Origin of the sequence: Desulfomicrobium macestii, assembly GCF_014873765.1 — a bacterium.
GTDB classification, from domain to species: Bacteria; Desulfobacterota; Desulfovibrionia; order Desulfovibrionales; family Desulfomicrobiaceae; genus Desulfomicrobium; species Desulfomicrobium macestii.
On record NZ_JADBGG010000042.1, the window covers coordinates 1 to 15,042 of the forward strand.

A 15,042-nucleotide genomic window follows, 5' to 3' on the forward strand; every position below is an offset into this window, starting at 1 on the left:
TCTATTTGCTCCAACTCGCTATTTATTTGTCAAAGATCCTTTAGCCTTCCGGCAAGAGGAAACGTCTCTATCGACTCCCTCAACCACCGTCAAGCATTTTCTTCTTCTTTTTTCAATTCAACCCGCGAAATTTAATCCGCAAAAGCTGGTGACTTTCGTCTCGTGCGTTGCTGTTCCGCAGCGCAGAAAGAGGCTTCTATGTGGGAGGCACCCGGTTGTCAATCAAAATATGAAATTAATTTTATATTATTTGATTTCAGACAGTTGGAATGATCAGAACTCCAGGTGCCGAGGTGTTCTGGGGAACGGAATGACGTCGCGGATATTGGCGATGCCCGTAACCAGCATCAGCAACCGCTCAAAGCCCATTCCAAACCCGGCGTGCGGCACTGATCCGAACCGACGCAGATCCAGATACCACCAGTACTCTTCCTTGGGCAGCCCGAGTTCCTCGATGCGCCGCTCAAGCACGGACAATCTCTCTTCCCTGGCGCTGCCGCCAATGAGCTCTCCTATGCGCGGAACAAGCACGTCCATGGCTCCGACGGTTTTGCCGTCGTCATTGAGCCGCATATAGAAGGCCTTGATCTCTTTGGGGTAGTCAAAAACGATGACCGGCTGCTTGAAATGATCTTCGGTCAGATACCGCTCATGCTCGGTCTGCAGATCGGTTCCGAAATCCACCGGGAACTCGAAAGTGCGGGGAGCGTTCTTGAGGATTGTCACCGCCTCGGCGTAAGGCAGACGGATGAAGGGCTTCGCGAGAATGTTGTCGAGAGTCGCAAACAATCCCTTGTCCACGAAATTTCCGAAAAGCTCCAGGTCGTCGCGGCAGTTGTCCAACAAATGGGTGATCAGCCATTTGATGCAGTCCTCGCCCAGATCCATGTTGTCTTCGAGGTCGGCAAAGGCCATCTCCGGCTCGATCATCCAGAACTCGGCGGCATGCTTGGGCGTATTGGAGTTCTCGGCCCGAAAGGTCGGCCCGAATGTATAGACCCTCCCCAGGGCACACGCCAGGTTTTCAGCCGCCAACTGGCCCGACACGGTCAGCGAGGCTTCCTTGCCGAAGAAGTCCTGCTCGAAATCCGCCTTGCCGTTCTTCTTGGGCACGTTGGCCAGATCAAGAGTAGTGATCTGGAACATTTCACCGGCACCCTCACAGTCCGAGCCCGTGATGATGGGCGCGTGCACATGAAAGAAACCCTGCTCGCGGAAAAACTGATGCACGCCAAAGGACAGCTCGGCCCGAATCCGGTTCAGGGCGCCGTACTTGTTCGTGCGGGGCCTCAGATGTGCGATGGTGCGCAGATATTCATCCGTGTGCCGCTTCTTCTGTAATGGATAGGTGGCGTCCGCTTCACCCTGGAGCTCAAGCTCCCGAACCTTCAGCTCCCATTTTTGCCCCTGTCCGGGCGATTCCACAAGAGCGCCCTTCAGGCTGACCGCGGCGCCCGTGCCCACGCGGTCCATGAGTTCGAAGCCGGATGCGTCAGCGGCGACGATGGCCTGAAGGTTCTTCAGGCAGGAGCCGTCGTTGATCTCCAAGAATACGAACTCCTTGCTCTCGCGTTTGGTTCGCACCCACCCCTTGACCACAAGGGATTCAACTTCCGCCTCGGACAACAGGATATCGGACACTCTGATATTCTTCATTTTTCCTCTCAGATATTCGTCGGCTAGAGCATGTCCATGGGATCAAGGTCCACGGAAATGCGCACGTTTTTTTCCCCAGACAGCATTTTTCTCATCTCGGCGCAAACACCCCGGATCGCCGGCCAGGAGTCGGCCTTGAGCAAACATTGAAATCTTTTTCGCCCGCGCAGCACGGCCAGCGGTGCCGGGGCGGGCCCCAGGACCCGGACTCCGGCCGCAGGGCACACGGCCCGAATGCGACCGGCAAAGGCGTTCATGAGTTCCGCATCCGGCTGATCAAAGGGAAGCGAGACCCGCACCAGGGCAAGCTTGACAAAGGGCGGATACCCCATGACTTGCCTGAGGGCGATCTCCCGCGTGAAAAAACCCTCGTAATCGTTCTCGCGCACGAACTGCCAACAATAGTGCCCCGGATTACGGGTTTGGATGAGCACCCGGCCGTTTTTTTCTCCGCGGCCTGCACGCCCCGCGACCTGCACCAGCATCTGGAACGATCGTTCCGTAGCCCTGTAATCCGGAAGATTCAAGCCCAGATCACCGTCCACGACCACCACCAGTGTCACGCCCGGAAAATGGTGCCCCTTGCTGAGCATCTGGGTACCGACCAGAATCTGGGCCTCCTGCCGGGCAAATGCCGCCAGGGTATCCTGCATCGAACCGGCGCGGCGCGAAGTGTCCCGGTCCAGACGCAGGATTTTGGTATCCCGGGGCAGATCGTCGCGCAGAAATTCTTCGAGCCGTTCCGTACCCGAACCCAACGGCAAAAATTCGTTGCCCTTGCACCCGGGACAGGACAGCGGGAAAAGCAAGGAATGCCCGCAATAGTGGCACAGCAACAGCTCGCGACGTTTGTGCAGGGTCATGGACACCTGACAATGCGGGCACTTGACGGGCTCGGAGCAGGTTTCGCAATACAACACGGGTGCGTAACCACGCCGATTGTGCAGAATGATGACCTGCTCCCCGGCATGGACGGCCGCAACCAGGGCGTCGCGCACCGATGTTGCGAAGGGGCCGTGTTCCGGCGGTTCCACGCGCAGATCAACCAGCGTGACCACCGGCAGCCTGGCCTCTCCCACCCGGTTTGGCAGGCGCTTCAGGGCGATGCCTCCATTCCTGGCCGCATGAAAGACTTTCACGTCCGGCGTGGCCGAGCCCATGAGCAGCAGCCCCGCGCTGCGGGTGATCCGGCCGTATGCAAGTTCACGGGCCTGGTAAATGAGCCCTTCGTCCTGCTTGAAGGACGCGTCGTGTTCTTCGTCCAGAATGACAAGCCCGGGTTCGATCGGCAAAAAAAGACTGGAGCGTGTGCCAACGACAATGCCCGGAGCAGGCTGATCAGCCAATTCCATGAAGGTTCTTTGCCGGTCGCTCGGGCTCAGGTAGCCGTGAAACAGCCGCACATTCGCCTCGGGCAGCGCCTCGCGCACATCCCGGTGGAGCTTGAGGGCGATGCCCACCTCCGGCGCCAGGAGCATTACATGCTTGCCAAGACAGAGGCAGCGCCTGGCCAACTCCAGATAGACCGCTGTCTTTCCACTTCCGGTCACCCCGAAAAGCAGCGCCGAACGAGGAGTCCGGTCTGTCAGCAATTCCCAGAAACCTTCCACGGCCTGCTGCTGCTCGTCCGTCAGACTGAATGTTGCCGCGGCAGGAGCACAGACCACGTCAGGCTCAAAGTGGGACTCAACCTCCCGGATAAGTTCCTTCCGAAGAAGGACGCGCAGGGGCTGGGACACATTCTTTCCGAAATGCGCGTTCAGGGTCTTGGTGGATGAGACGCCGTGCACGTCCAGATAGCGCAGCACGTCAAGCTGGGCGGTCGCCTGCGGACGCACCGGCCACGGCGGCTCCGTGATCAGGGAAAAAAGCCGCTCCGGCCTGCGCGTGCAGACATGAGGCGCGAAACGGCCCGCCATCCAGTCCCGGGCCAGCCCTGCACGCGCATCTCCCTCCGCCAAATCACCAAGCCGTACGGCCAGACCCTCACGGGTCTTGAACAAGGGCAGATCGCGGAGGGCCGCGGGCAGCACGCGCGCCAGAATCTTGCCTGCGGCATCCATCTGACGGATGGAGAGATCGCGGATGAAATCAAGATATCCCGCGCTGAAAAAAGGAGCCCTGTCCACGGGCCAAAGCACATCCTTGCAGACGCAACCTTCGGGCTCGGCCACATCGGCATCGGTCAGTATGCCAACCCGGAACGACTTGCCCAGGGGCACGACGACACGGCCTCCGACATGCCACATCTGCCGGGGCAGATCTTCGGGCATGGAGTAGGTCAGCACGCTGTAGGGCGAGGAAAGAAGAAGGACTGAACAGAATTCGCGCATAGGCTCCTGAAAAAAAGGGAACGGGTTGCCCCGTCCCCTTGGTAAAGACAGACAGGACCCTAGCGGGAAGGCGGAATGAGATCACGCAGACGGGCAATGAGATCGTAGCGCAGATCCTCGTCCTGCAACGCGAAATAGATGTTGGCGGTCAGGTAATCGACCCAGTCGCCGACATCGAAACGCTGCCCGCGCAGCTTCACGGCCAAAAGCCGGTTGTCGCGTGCCATGGACTGCAAGGCGTCGGTGAGCTGGATTTCACCGGTGCCGTCCGGCTTCACCCCTTCCAGATGATCGAATATTTCCGGGGTCAGCACATACCGGCCGACCAGCGCCAACCTTGACGGCGCGCTTTCGATGTCGGGCTTTTCCTTGACTCCGCGAATCCTGTAAAGCCCCGGCGCAAACTCCTCTGCGTCGATGATGCCGTATTTGCTGACCTTGTCGCGGGGGACTTCCATCACTCCGACCACGGGCATGCGCTCGTTCTTCCAGACCTCAAGCAGCTGGTTGATGCCGGGATCGCGATTGAACATGAGATCGTCGCCGACCATGACCGCGAAGGGCTCGTCCTTGATGACCTCGCGGGCGCACAGCACCGCATGACCAAGACCCAGCTGCTCCTTCTGGCGCACGACTATGATGTTGGCCATCATGGCGACCTTGCGCACTTCGGCGAGCAGGTCCAGCTGTCCCTTGCGCTCCAGCAGTTGCTCAAGGGCCAGGTTGTAGTCGAAGTGATCCTCGATAATGCGCTTGTTCTGGTTGTTGACGAAAACCACATCCGACAGGCCGGAAGCGATTGCTTCTTCCACTATATATTGAATGGAAGGCTTTCGGAACACCGGAAGAATTTCCTTGGGCACATTTTTGGTCGCCGGAAGTGATCTGGTTCCCCATCCTGCCACCGGAATGACAACTTTACGTACCTGCATGCATCGCTCCTTTTTTTATCCCACAAAGAAGAAGGGCGTCCCTTGCTTCTAAAAAATCTCTTGTCTTCAGGCCAGGCCGGATTCAACGGCCTCGGTCAGGCTCGCGCAGAGTTCGTCCACAAGGGCCTGATCCTGCGCCTCGACCATGATCCGGGCCAGGGTTTCCGTGCCGGAATAACGCAGCAGCACGCGCCCTGTGCGTCCCAGTCTGTCTTCGGCATGTCGGACCGCATCCTTGATGATCGGGACCGTATCAAAGGGGACTTTTTTCTTCACCTTCAGGTTCACGAGCTTTTGCGGATACGGGGTCAACAGTCCGGCGATCTCGGAGATGGGCTTCTGCCTGCCGACCATGATGCTCAAAAGCTGAAGGGCCGCCAAAGTGCCGTCGCCGGTGGTCGAGTGCTTCATGAAAACCAGATGCCCGGATTGTTCTCCGCCCAGAACATAACCACCCTTGCGCATTTCCTCAACGACGTATCTGTCCCCGACCTTGGTTCTGAGCAGCCGTCCGCCGCGCTCCTGCATGAAAATTTCAAGGGCCATGTTACTCATGACCGTGGATACAAGGGTGTTCCCGGCAAGAGCGCCCTGCGCCATCATTTCGTCCGCGCACACGGCCATGATCTGATCTCCGTCCAGAATGGTGCCGTATTCGTCGACAACGATGAGCCTATCCGCGTCCCCGTCCAGTGCCAGGCCGATGTCCGCCCTGTGTTCCCGGACCTTGGCGGCGAGCACCTCGGGGTGTAGGGAACCGCAGCCTTTGTTGATATTGAGCCCGTCCGGCTCGATGCCAAGGGTGATGACCCTGGCTCCGAGCTCTTCGAAGATCAGCGGCGCCACGCGGTAGGCCGCACCATGTGCGCAATCAAGGACGATCGTGAGGCCGTCGAGGGTCATGCCCGCCGGAAAGCTGTGCTTGAGTTCGACGATATAGCGCCCGGGGCTGTCCTGGATTTTTCTGGCTCGCCCGACCTGATCGTGATCCGGGGATTTCCAGACAAAATCCGGATTGGTCACCATGGCGGCTATTTCGTCCTCCACGCTGTCGGCCAGCTTGAAACCGTCCTTGTCGAAAAATTTGATGCCGTTGTCCATGTACGGATTGTGCGAGGCCGAAATGACCACGCCCAGATCGGCGCGCATGTTGCGGGTCAAAAAGCTGATGGCCGGCGTGGGCAGAGGCCCGACCAGAAAAACATCCATTCCGGCGGCGCAGAAGCCCGAGGTCAGCGCCGATTCGAAGACATACCCCGAGAGTCTGGTGTCCTTGCCGATGACGACCCGGTGGCGCTTGTTCCCGTTTCTGAAATACTGTCCGGCGGCAAGCCCGAGACGCAGAACCAGCTCCGGTTGCATGGGATGGCTGTTGACCCGCCCGCGAATTCCATCAGTTCCAAAAAGTCTGCCCATCCATCCTCCAATTACGGAACAAATTCTTCATTGCGCTGCACCACTATCTCGATTTCCTCGGGCTTGGCCTCCAGAATACTCACCCCTTCGGGAAAACGGGGCGCAGGAGCGATCACGCTCTGCCCGATGGCCGGGTTCGAGCCGGGGTCGATCATCAGGTGCAGGTTTTCGCGCCAATCCTTGTCCTTCAAAAGCCGCACCGGGATCTCAAGCTTGATGCGCACGAACTTGGGTTCGAAAGTATAGCTGAAAGTTTCATAGCGCACTGGCTCCAGGTTCATCTTGACCCAAAGCTCCTGGGTCGTGAGACCGAACTGCAGTTCGTAGCTCACCGAAGACACCGGGGTGCGCACATCCTTGGGCATGAGCAGGCGTGCCCGGCCCGAGGCGGTAAGACTCTCGTCGGGCGGGACCTGAACCAGAGCCGTCGAGATGCTGTTCACCGACTCGAGCGCGCTCGCAAAGCCCGTGACCGTCACCGAATCGGGAAAAACGGTGGCATTCCTGAACTGTACATCATCCCCGGGGAGCCCCGTCCAGTCGAGCTTCACGGGCACAGTCTTGGAGACCACGACATCGGCCACGAGTTCAAGTCGCGTAGGGCTGATCTCCACGACCTCCACAGCCGAGGTGATGGTCATGCTTTCGGGCACCAGCGGGATGACGTTGGTTCCGACATTGATCTTGCCCAAGTCCAGCTTGTAGGCCAAACGACCGACGTTCAGGGAGCGGACCTGGTTGCTTGTGCCCCGGATTCGCACCTGAAGCTTGCTGACCAAACCGGAGGTGATCTCCATGCGTGGGGGCAGATTCACGAACTCAAGGGGCACCTCAAGCCACGTTTCGACCTTTTCCTGGCCGGAGACCACATACCAGCATGCCAGGGCCAGCAGGATGGCCAGAACTCTGTATTGCCAATTATTCCACATTATTTCCTCAACGCAGCGGCAAGGACTTTTTTCAGTCGAACTTCATTCAAGCTGCTGGTGATCCGACCTCCCACAGCCAGGGAAATGCTGCCCCTCTCCTCGGATACGATCAGCGCCACGGCGTCCGTTTCCTCGGTCACGCCGATGGCGGCGCGATGCCGGGTACCCAGGGACGACTCATGCTTGAGACCGACGGCCAAAGGCAGAATGCACGCCGCCGCCTCTATCCGGTTGTCGCGGATGATGACCGCCCCGTCATGCAGCGGCGTATCGGGATGAAAAATCGTCAGCAGCAAATCCTTGCTGAACGCGGCATGCAGCTCGATGCCCCCCGAAACCACGTCCCCAATGGGAATGTTGCGCTCAATGACGATAAGCGCGCCGGTCTTGTTCTTGGCCATGTGCACCAGGGCCAGGATCAGCTCATCCAGAACGGCGGTCTGCACCGAATCCTTCTTGAATATGGTGGTCGCGCCCATGACCGCCAGCGCCTTGCGGATATCACGCCTGAAAAGGATGATGACCACAAGGAAGATGGATCCCAGAAAATTTCCCAGCAGCCAGTTCAGGGTGTACAATCCAAACTGGCCGGCGGCAAAATACGTCACGATTATGAGCAGAAGCCCATAGATTACCGAGACTGCCCGGGTGCCCTTGATCAGCAGAATGATCCGGAAAAAAATATAGCCCACGAGCAGGATATCGAGAATATCCCGCCAGTTGATCTGCAGATTGCCAACGGTGAAACTCAGCACCCCTGTTCTCCCGAAGTTCCCTTCCCCAGCATGTGGGCGACGGCCAGACCGTCACGAATTTCGCGCACCTCGTGCACCCGGTGGATGCGCACCCCCTTCTCGTGGAGCGCGACGGTCGCGGCCAGCGTGGCCGCGTTGCGCTCCCGCCCCTGTCGGCCAAGCAGCTCTCCCCACAGGGATTTATTGGAAAGCGCCATGTACACAGGTCGGCCGAATTCAAATAATTTACAGATATTTTTCAATATTTCAAGATTATGTTCAACAGTCTTGCCAAATCCGATGCCGGGATCAAGGACAATTCGGGATTCGGGAACCCCCGAACGCACGAGAAGCTCAAGCTTCGCGGCAAAAAAGCTCATGATCTCGGCCACCACATCATCATACCGGGGCGCGATCTGCATGGTGCTGGGACGACCGAGACTGTGCATGAGTACGTAGCCCGGATGAAAATCACGCACGACCTGCAAAAGCTCCGGGTCCGCCTCCATGGCCGAGACATCATTGAGGATCAGGGCCCCGGCTTCCAGGCACGCCCGGGCCACGGAGGCCTTGGTGGTGTCCACGGAAAGGACGGCGTCCGGCCTGGCCGCGAGGATTCCCTGCACGACCGGCAATACTCGGGCCAGCTCCATGTCCCCTGAGACCGGTTCGGAAAAAGGGCGGGTGCTCTCTCCACCTATGTCCAGGATGTCCGCACCCTCATCGAGAAGGGCAAGGCCCTTGGCCACTGCGGCGGCCGGATCGGCGGCCTGGCCGCCATCATAAAAGGAATCGGGCGTCACGTTCAGGATGCCCACAACAAAAAAGGGGGCAGGACCCAAGGTCCTCCCCCTGCACAAATCCCAGGAGACCGTGTCCAATCTCTCCGGGGTCATGATTTATTCTCCCGCCTTGTCGCCGCTGTTCTCCTCATCCAGGGTGAACCCTTCTTCCGGGGCGTCCCCTTCTGCGGCCGGAGCCTCCGGCGCGACCGACGGCTTTACTCCGTTCTGAACCGGCGCCAGGGTCTCTCCATTGATGATCCTGCCAACTTCCTCGCCGGTCAGGGTCTCGCGGTCGATGAGCGCCAGGGACAGGGAGTGCAGCAATTCGACGTTATCCTGCAGGATGGTCTTGGCGCGGCCGTATGCGTCGCCCAGAATCCGCTTGACTTCCAGATCGATAAGCTTGGCCGTCTCATCGCTGTAGTCCTTGATGTGGGCCATGTCGCGACCCAAAAAGACCTCGTCGTCCTTCTTGCCCAGCGCCATGGGACCGAACTCCTCGCTCATGCCCCACTCGCAAACCATGCGTCTGGCCATGGCCGTGGCACGTTCGATATCGTTGCCTGCGCCGGTGGTGATGGAATTGAAGACCAGTTCCTCCGCGGCTCGCCCGCCGAACAGCACGGCCAGGTTGTTCTGCAGGTACGTTTTGGAGTACGTGTGCCGATCGTCCACGGGCAACTGCATGGTGACACCCAGCGCCCGGCCGCGAGGAATGATGGACACCTTGTGAATGGGATCCGTTCCGGGCAGGAACTGTGCAACCAGAGTGTGACCGGCCTCGTGATAGGCAGTGGTCTTCTTCTCTTCGTCGCTCAAAATCATGGAGCGCCGTTCCTTGCCCATCATGACCTTGTCCTTGGCTTCCTCGAAGTCGATCATGGTGACCAGATCCTGACTCAGCTTGGCGGCATGCAGGGCCGCCTCATTGACCAGGTTTTCGAGATCAGCGCCGGAAAAGCCGGGTGTTCCGCGAGCCAACACTTCCAGATCAACTTCCTTGGACAGGGGGGTCTTGCGGGTGTGAACTTCAAGGATGCGCTTGCGGCCCCGCAAATCCGGATTGGGCACCACGACCTGACGGTCGAAACGACCGGGACGCAGCAGGGCCGGATCAAGCACGTCGGGGCGGTTAGTGGCCGCGATCAGAATGACGCCCTCGTTTGATTCGAAACCGTCCATCTCCACGAGCATGGCGTTGAGGGTCTGCTCGCGCTCGTCATGTCCGCCGCCAAGACCTGCGCCGCGCTGACGGCCCACCGCATCTATTTCGTCGATGAAGATGAGGCACGGGGCGTTCTTCTTGCCCTGGATGAACAGATCGCGCACCCGGGCGGCGCCGACACCGACGAACATCTCCACGAAGTCAGAACCCGAGATGGAGAAAAAGGGTACTCCGGCCTCGCCGGCCACGGCCCTGGCCAGCAGGGTCTTGCCCGTTCCGGGACCTCCGACCAGCAGCACACCCTTGGGGATGCGTCCGCCGAGCCGTGTAAATTTCTTGGGATTGCTCAGGAAGTCGACAATCTCCTGCAACTCTTCCTTGGCTTCATCCACGCCGGCCACATCCGCGAAAGTCACCTTGGTCTCTTCCTGGCTGATCATCTTGGCCCGCGATCTGCCAAAGGACATTGCCTTGCCGCCGCCACCCTGCATCTGCCGCATGAAAAAAATCCACACGCCGATCAGAAGCAGCATCGGGAACCAGGAGATGAGCACGGTCATGTACCAGGGGGCCTCTTCCTGTGGTTCGGCCTTGACCTGCACGTTGTTCTTGACCAGCGTGTCGACCAGAGTCGGATCATCAGGGGTGTAGGACGTGAACCGCTGGTCATTGGCCAGGACACCGGAGATGCGGGAGCCCTGAATCTTGACGCTGACTACCTCGCCCTGGCGGACCTTGGCTAGAAATTGCGTGTAATTGAGGTCATTGGGCGATACCGGCGGCTGATTGAACAAATTGAACAGAACAATCATCACCATGCAGATCCCGGCCCAAAGAACCAGATTCTTGGAAAAACTATTCAAGTGAAAAAACCTCCATAAGCCGAGTTGGGAAGCGTTCCTCCCACCGGCCATTTTGCTTCACATAACGAACGAACCCGAAGCTGAACAAGGAATCATTGTTAAGGTCAGTTTGCAGAATGACAAGAAAATTTTCATCAAAAAAAAGCTTTTTTAAAAGGTTCCTGGAAAAACTTGATCATTGCCGAGGGCATTGATAGATACGTTCCTCCTTGAGGGGGAAGCGTATCGTCACCGGTGTGGCGCCCGGTCTTCAAAACCGGTGGAAGGTCGAGAGGTCTTCGGTAGGTTCGACTCCTATACGCTTCCGCCAAGAATCCCATCCCCCCTTGCCTTTCTGTTCCCCGCTTTCATTTTTTTGTGGATCAACTCCAGAATCGTTGCCATCCGTCAGCTCATGTCTTCCGGCAGAACCGCCCAGGCTGCGCGTTTCCCGACTTCCAGACTTCCGAGGTCAGCGTCAATTCCAAGCAACCGGGCCGGATTGCGGGTCGCCAGTGCCAGGAGATCGGACAGAGACACCGACGCAGGCAGAAGCGCCCGCACTGCACGCAGTTCCTGCCACAGGTCAAGATCAGGGACCGACGCCAGGGAATCGGTGCCCAGGCACAAAGGGACTTTCGCTGCATGCAGCGCGGCCACCGGCGCGTCTCCTACCCCTATCCATCTGTTGCTGCGCGGACACAGACAGACGCCGGCCCCGCTTGCAGCCAGGATCTGAACATCGCTTTCGTCCAACTGAACGCAATGCACGGCCAAGGTGCGCTCATCCAGCAGGTCCAGGGCGCGTGCAAACCCGACGGAGCTCAGGCCAGGGGCGGCAAAACCCCGGGGCAGGATGCGGCGGGCACGCAGGAAATCGGCAAGCTCGCCGCTGCCGCTTCTGAAAAGTTCGTTCTCGCCGGGCGCTTCTGCCAGGTGCAGGCAGAAAGGAAGAGCGCGAGACACGCACCACTGCTTGATGCTCCGGGCCAGCCCCTGATCCGTGGAATACAACGAATGCACTCCAGGACTCCAGTCCCCTGGCAGGGCCTTGGGGCTGAACTCCCGATCGCGGCCCGAAAATTCTTTGAACAGAAAGCCGCCGAGGCTCTGCCTGTCCAGAACGCGCCGTACCATATCGAACTCGCGGCCGACCACATCGGCCACATGGCAGGTCCCGCTGGCCCGTGCCTCGTTCACGGCCCTCTTTAAGGCAGATTCCGTCACCCTGCTTTCGCGCATGGCGGCAAAAAGAGCGTCCGCCCAACCCGCAAAGCCCAGACCGGCAGGCACACGCCCTGCCAGATGCGACAATTCCAGATGCGCATGGGCATTGATGAGCCCGGGCACCAGCGTCACAGCCCCCAAATCGCGGGGAACGCCATCCCCTGCCACCTCGCGCCAAGCTCCCACCGCCAGGATGCGCCCTCCCCGGACCAGGATCCCTCCATCCGAAATCTCGGGACAGTCCGGATTCATGGTCAGGATGCGCGCAGCCCGGAAAGCTTCGTTCATGCCCGGTCACCTGCCGGATCAAACGATGCATAAAAAAAGAGGCGGCAAGGCCGCCTCTTTTCAAAACTGCGCAAAGCGGCACTATTCATAAATCTTGTCAGCGGTCTCTTTGACTTCTTTGGGCACGGCCACACCGATCTTCTTCGCGGCCCCGAGATTGAGGTGCAGTATCAGCTCCTGCTGGGTTTCAACGGGAGTTTCCGAAGGGAACGAGCCATCGACCAGAATGCGTTTGGCCATGAGCCCTGTCTGATATCCATGCTGATAGTAATCGAACGCCAGCGCGGCCACGGTACCTCGTTTCACCGAATCCACATCGGCGGAAAACAGGGGCAGCTTTTCCTGCTCGCAAACCTTGATCACGGATTCCAGAGAGGAGATGACCGTATTGTCCGTCGGCAGATAGACCGCGTCAACCTTGCCCACGAGAGCCTTGGCCGCCTGATAGACGTCGCTGGTCTTGGCCACGGGCGCCTCCACCACCTCAAAACCAGCCTTGACCCCTTCGGCCTTGACCATGGCCACAGTGGTTTTGGAATTGGCCTCGCCCGCGTTGTAGATCATGCCCAGCGTCTTGAGATTCGGGTAAAAGCGGCGCAGCATGGCCATATGCTGATCGACGGGCAGCATGTCGGAAACGCCGGTGATGTTCTTGCCGGGTTTTTCCAGATCATCGACCAGCCCCGCGCCCACGGGATCCGTGATGGCCGTGAACAGAAGCGGACTCCCGGCCAGGATCGGTGACTTCTTGGTGGCCAGGGCACAAGCCTGAGCCGACGGCGTGGCAATGGCCAACACCAGATCGGGCTTTTCACCGGCTATCTGGGCCGCAATCTGGTTGGCCGTGGCCATGTTGGCCTGGGCATTGTGCACGGAGTAGTTCGCGTCCACTCCCTGCGCCTTGAGGCTGTCCTGAAAACCCTTCAGCACCGCATCCAGCGACGGGTGCTCGACAAACTGGCTCACGGAAACGTTGTAGGTCTTGGCGAAACCGGGACAGGCCATGGCCAGGACAAGCGCCCCAGTCAAAAAAAACTTCTTCATATGTGCGTCCTCGCTTGATTGAAAGTCTAGCTGATGCGAAACATCTGCACGAGCCCTTTAAGCTGTTCCGAGAGGGCGCGCAACTCCTCCGCATGCTGCCGAACCGTTTCGCCGTTGCGACTCATGTTTGACGCCGAATTGCTGACTTCCGCGATCTGCACTGTAATCTCCCCGGCAACTCCCGAGGTCTGGGTCACGTTGTGATTGACTTCGTCCAGACCTTGCGAGGCCTGGCCGATATTCTGCGCTATGTCACGAGTAGTCGTGGACTGTTCTTCCACGGCGGCGGCGATGGTGGCAACGATGGAATCGATATCCGTGATTACCCGGGTGATCTCGCCTATGCGCAGGATGGTTTGGTCCGTGGCACACTGGATTCCACTGATCTTGTTGCGGATTTCATCCGTGGCTTCGGCCGTCTGGTTGGCAAGCTCCTTGATCTCATTGGCCACGACCGCGAACCCACGCCCGGCCTCGCCGGCCCTGGCGGCCTCGATGGTGGCATTGAGCGCCAGCAGGTTGGTCTGAGAAGAGATGGCCGTGATGGTCTGCGTCACGGAACTGATTTCACTGGCCACGGCTCCAAGGCGGTCCACATCGGTGGATGTGGCCTGCGCCGCGCTCACGGCCTGGGCGGTAATTTCCCTGGCCCGCCCCGTACTTCTGGAGATCTCGTCGATGGTCGCGCTCATTTCCTCGGAAGCGGCGGCCACAGTCGAGATGTTGACCGTGGCCTGCTCGGTGGCGGCCGCCACCGAGCGCATGTTCTGACTCATCTCCTCGGCTGCGGCGGCCACGCTGTTGGACCGGGACTGATTGTCCCTGGCCACTTCGGCCACGGTCTCCGACACCGAGGTAAGCTGTCCGGAGGCATCGGCCAAGGTGCCGACTCCGGTGATTATCTCCTGCATCATGACGCCCATGTTTTCCGTCATGGTGTTCACGCTCTGCGCCAACTGACCGATCTGATCCCGGCTGTTGGTCTCCACCCGGACAGTCAGGTCGCCTTTGCTGATCCTCTCCGTGGCCAGCGCCACCGCATGAACAGGCTTGAAAATCGCGAGGCGCATGAAAAACGCCAGACAGCCCATCAGCACGATCATGCCCGTGGCCATTATCGCCCCGGCCTTGATCTGACCGTCCATGAGCGTGTCCATCTGCCTGGAAATATCCTGCCGCATGACCAGCACTCCGAGCACCGGCTGATTTCCGCCATGACAATGATGGCAGGCAGGCTCGTTCGGGATGGTCTTCACCTCCAAATAGGAGGATACACCGTCGATTTCCGTGATGACCTGACTCATTCCGTCTGTTTTCAGACGCTCTTTGAGCATGTCGGGCAGTTCCGGAGCCTTTACGACGTCGGCAATTTCGCCGCGCAGAAACTGGTCCGAAGTGGAGTAGGTGATGTTGCCTTTGAAGTTGGTAAGATGAATGTCGATATCGTCGTAACGCTCGCCCACTTCATCGAATTTTTGCGTCGTCCCGGCATTGTCGCCCAGAGCCATGGGCTCGCGGATGGCCAGGGAAAGCATTTCAGCGGTGCGTTCAGCGGTGATCTCGACCTCGTGGAGAGTGCTCGACCGCTGCATGAAAAAAGTCGTCCAGAAAAGGACCCCAAAAAATACCAGCAACACCAAAGCCGTGATCCCAAGCATCTTGGCGGCAAGAGATCTTCGGAAAATGTCCAT

11 protein-coding genes and 1 tRNA gene are annotated in these 15,042 nt (G+C 58.9%); 1 reads left to right on the forward strand and 11 read right to left on the reverse strand.

All coding sequences use genetic code 11. From position 1 onward, the window contains the following. Window positions 1-273: 273 nt before the first annotated feature. The 8 genes from asnS to ftsH form a co-directional block, all read right to left on the reverse strand. Window positions 274-1,656: an asparagine--tRNA ligase gene (asnS, locus tag H4684_RS18315; RefSeq protein WP_192624852.1), complete on the reverse strand. Its 1,383-nt coding sequence runs from the start codon at window positions 1,654-1,656 to the stop codon at window positions 274-276. Between the two features lie 23 nt (window positions 1,657-1,679). After that, complete coding sequence (gene priA / locus H4684_RS18320) at window positions 1,680-3,989, reverse strand: replication restart helicase PriA (RefSeq protein WP_192624853.1); 2,310 nt, start codon at window positions 3,987-3,989, stop codon at window positions 1,680-1,682. 59 nt (window positions 3,990-4,048) lie between these two features. Continuing rightward, the gene (gene galU / locus H4684_RS18325) at window positions 4,049-4,921 is read right to left on the reverse strand and encodes a UTP--glucose-1-phosphate uridylyltransferase GalU (protein ID WP_092193452.1); all 873 of its coding nucleotides are present in this window, start codon (window positions 4,919-4,921) and stop codon (window positions 4,049-4,051) included. A gap of 66 nt (window positions 4,922-4,987) precedes the next feature. Further along, entirely contained in the window at window positions 4,988-6,337 is a 1,350-nt protein-coding gene (gene glmM, locus H4684_RS18330) for a phosphoglucosamine mutase (protein ID WP_092193454.1), read from the reverse strand. A gap of 11 nt (window positions 6,338-6,348) precedes the next feature. Continuing rightward, the gene (locus tag H4684_RS18335; protein WP_192624854.1) at window positions 6,349-7,266 is read right to left on the reverse strand and encodes a CdaR family protein; all 918 of its coding nucleotides are present in this window, start codon (window positions 7,264-7,266) and stop codon (window positions 6,349-6,351) included. Further along, window positions 7,266-8,021 (reverse strand): diadenylate cyclase CdaA, encoded by a 756-nt coding sequence (gene cdaA / locus H4684_RS18340; protein ID WP_092193458.1) that lies wholly within the window; start codon window positions 8,019-8,021, stop codon window positions 7,266-7,268. The genes H4684_RS18335 and cdaA overlap by 1 nt, the downstream gene beginning before the upstream one ends. Next, on the reverse strand, window positions 8,015-8,896 hold the full coding sequence (gene folP, locus H4684_RS18345; RefSeq protein WP_092193460.1) for a dihydropteroate synthase: 882 nt from the start codon (window positions 8,894-8,896) through the stop codon (window positions 8,015-8,017). Before folP ends, cdaA begins: the two co-directional genes overlap by 7 nt. Before the next feature lie 3 nt (window positions 8,897-8,899). Further along, window positions 8,900-10,813 carry an ATP-dependent zinc metalloprotease FtsH gene (gene ftsH / locus H4684_RS18350; RefSeq protein ID WP_092193462.1) on the reverse strand — a complete coding sequence of 638 codons (1,914 nt, stop codon included), beginning with the start codon at window positions 10,811-10,813 and terminating at the stop codon, window positions 8,900-8,902. 216 nt (window positions 10,814-11,029) lie between these two features. Here ftsH and H4684_RS18355 point away from each other — a divergent pair. After that, a tRNA-Sec gene (locus H4684_RS18355) sits at window positions 11,030-11,123 on the forward strand. Between the two features lie 77 nt (window positions 11,124-11,200). Here H4684_RS18355 and H4684_RS18360 read toward each other — a convergent pair. The 3 genes from H4684_RS18360 to H4684_RS18370 all read right to left on the reverse strand — a co-directional run bounded on the left by H4684_RS18360 (window position 11,201) and on the right by H4684_RS18370 (window position 15,042). Continuing rightward, window positions 11,201-12,307, reverse strand: a complete 1,107-nt coding sequence (locus H4684_RS18360) for an amidohydrolase family protein (protein WP_192624855.1) — start codon at window positions 12,305-12,307, stop codon at window positions 11,201-11,203. A gap of 81 nt (window positions 12,308-12,388) precedes the next feature. Further along, the gene (locus H4684_RS18365; protein WP_192624856.1) at window positions 12,389-13,351 is read right to left on the reverse strand and encodes an ABC transporter substrate-binding protein; all 963 of its coding nucleotides are present in this window, start codon (window positions 13,349-13,351) and stop codon (window positions 12,389-12,391) included. A gap of 26 nt (window positions 13,352-13,377) precedes the next feature. Then, complete coding sequence (locus H4684_RS18370) at window positions 13,378-15,042, reverse strand: methyl-accepting chemotaxis protein (protein ID WP_192624857.1); 1,665 nt, start codon at window positions 15,040-15,042, stop codon at window positions 13,378-13,380.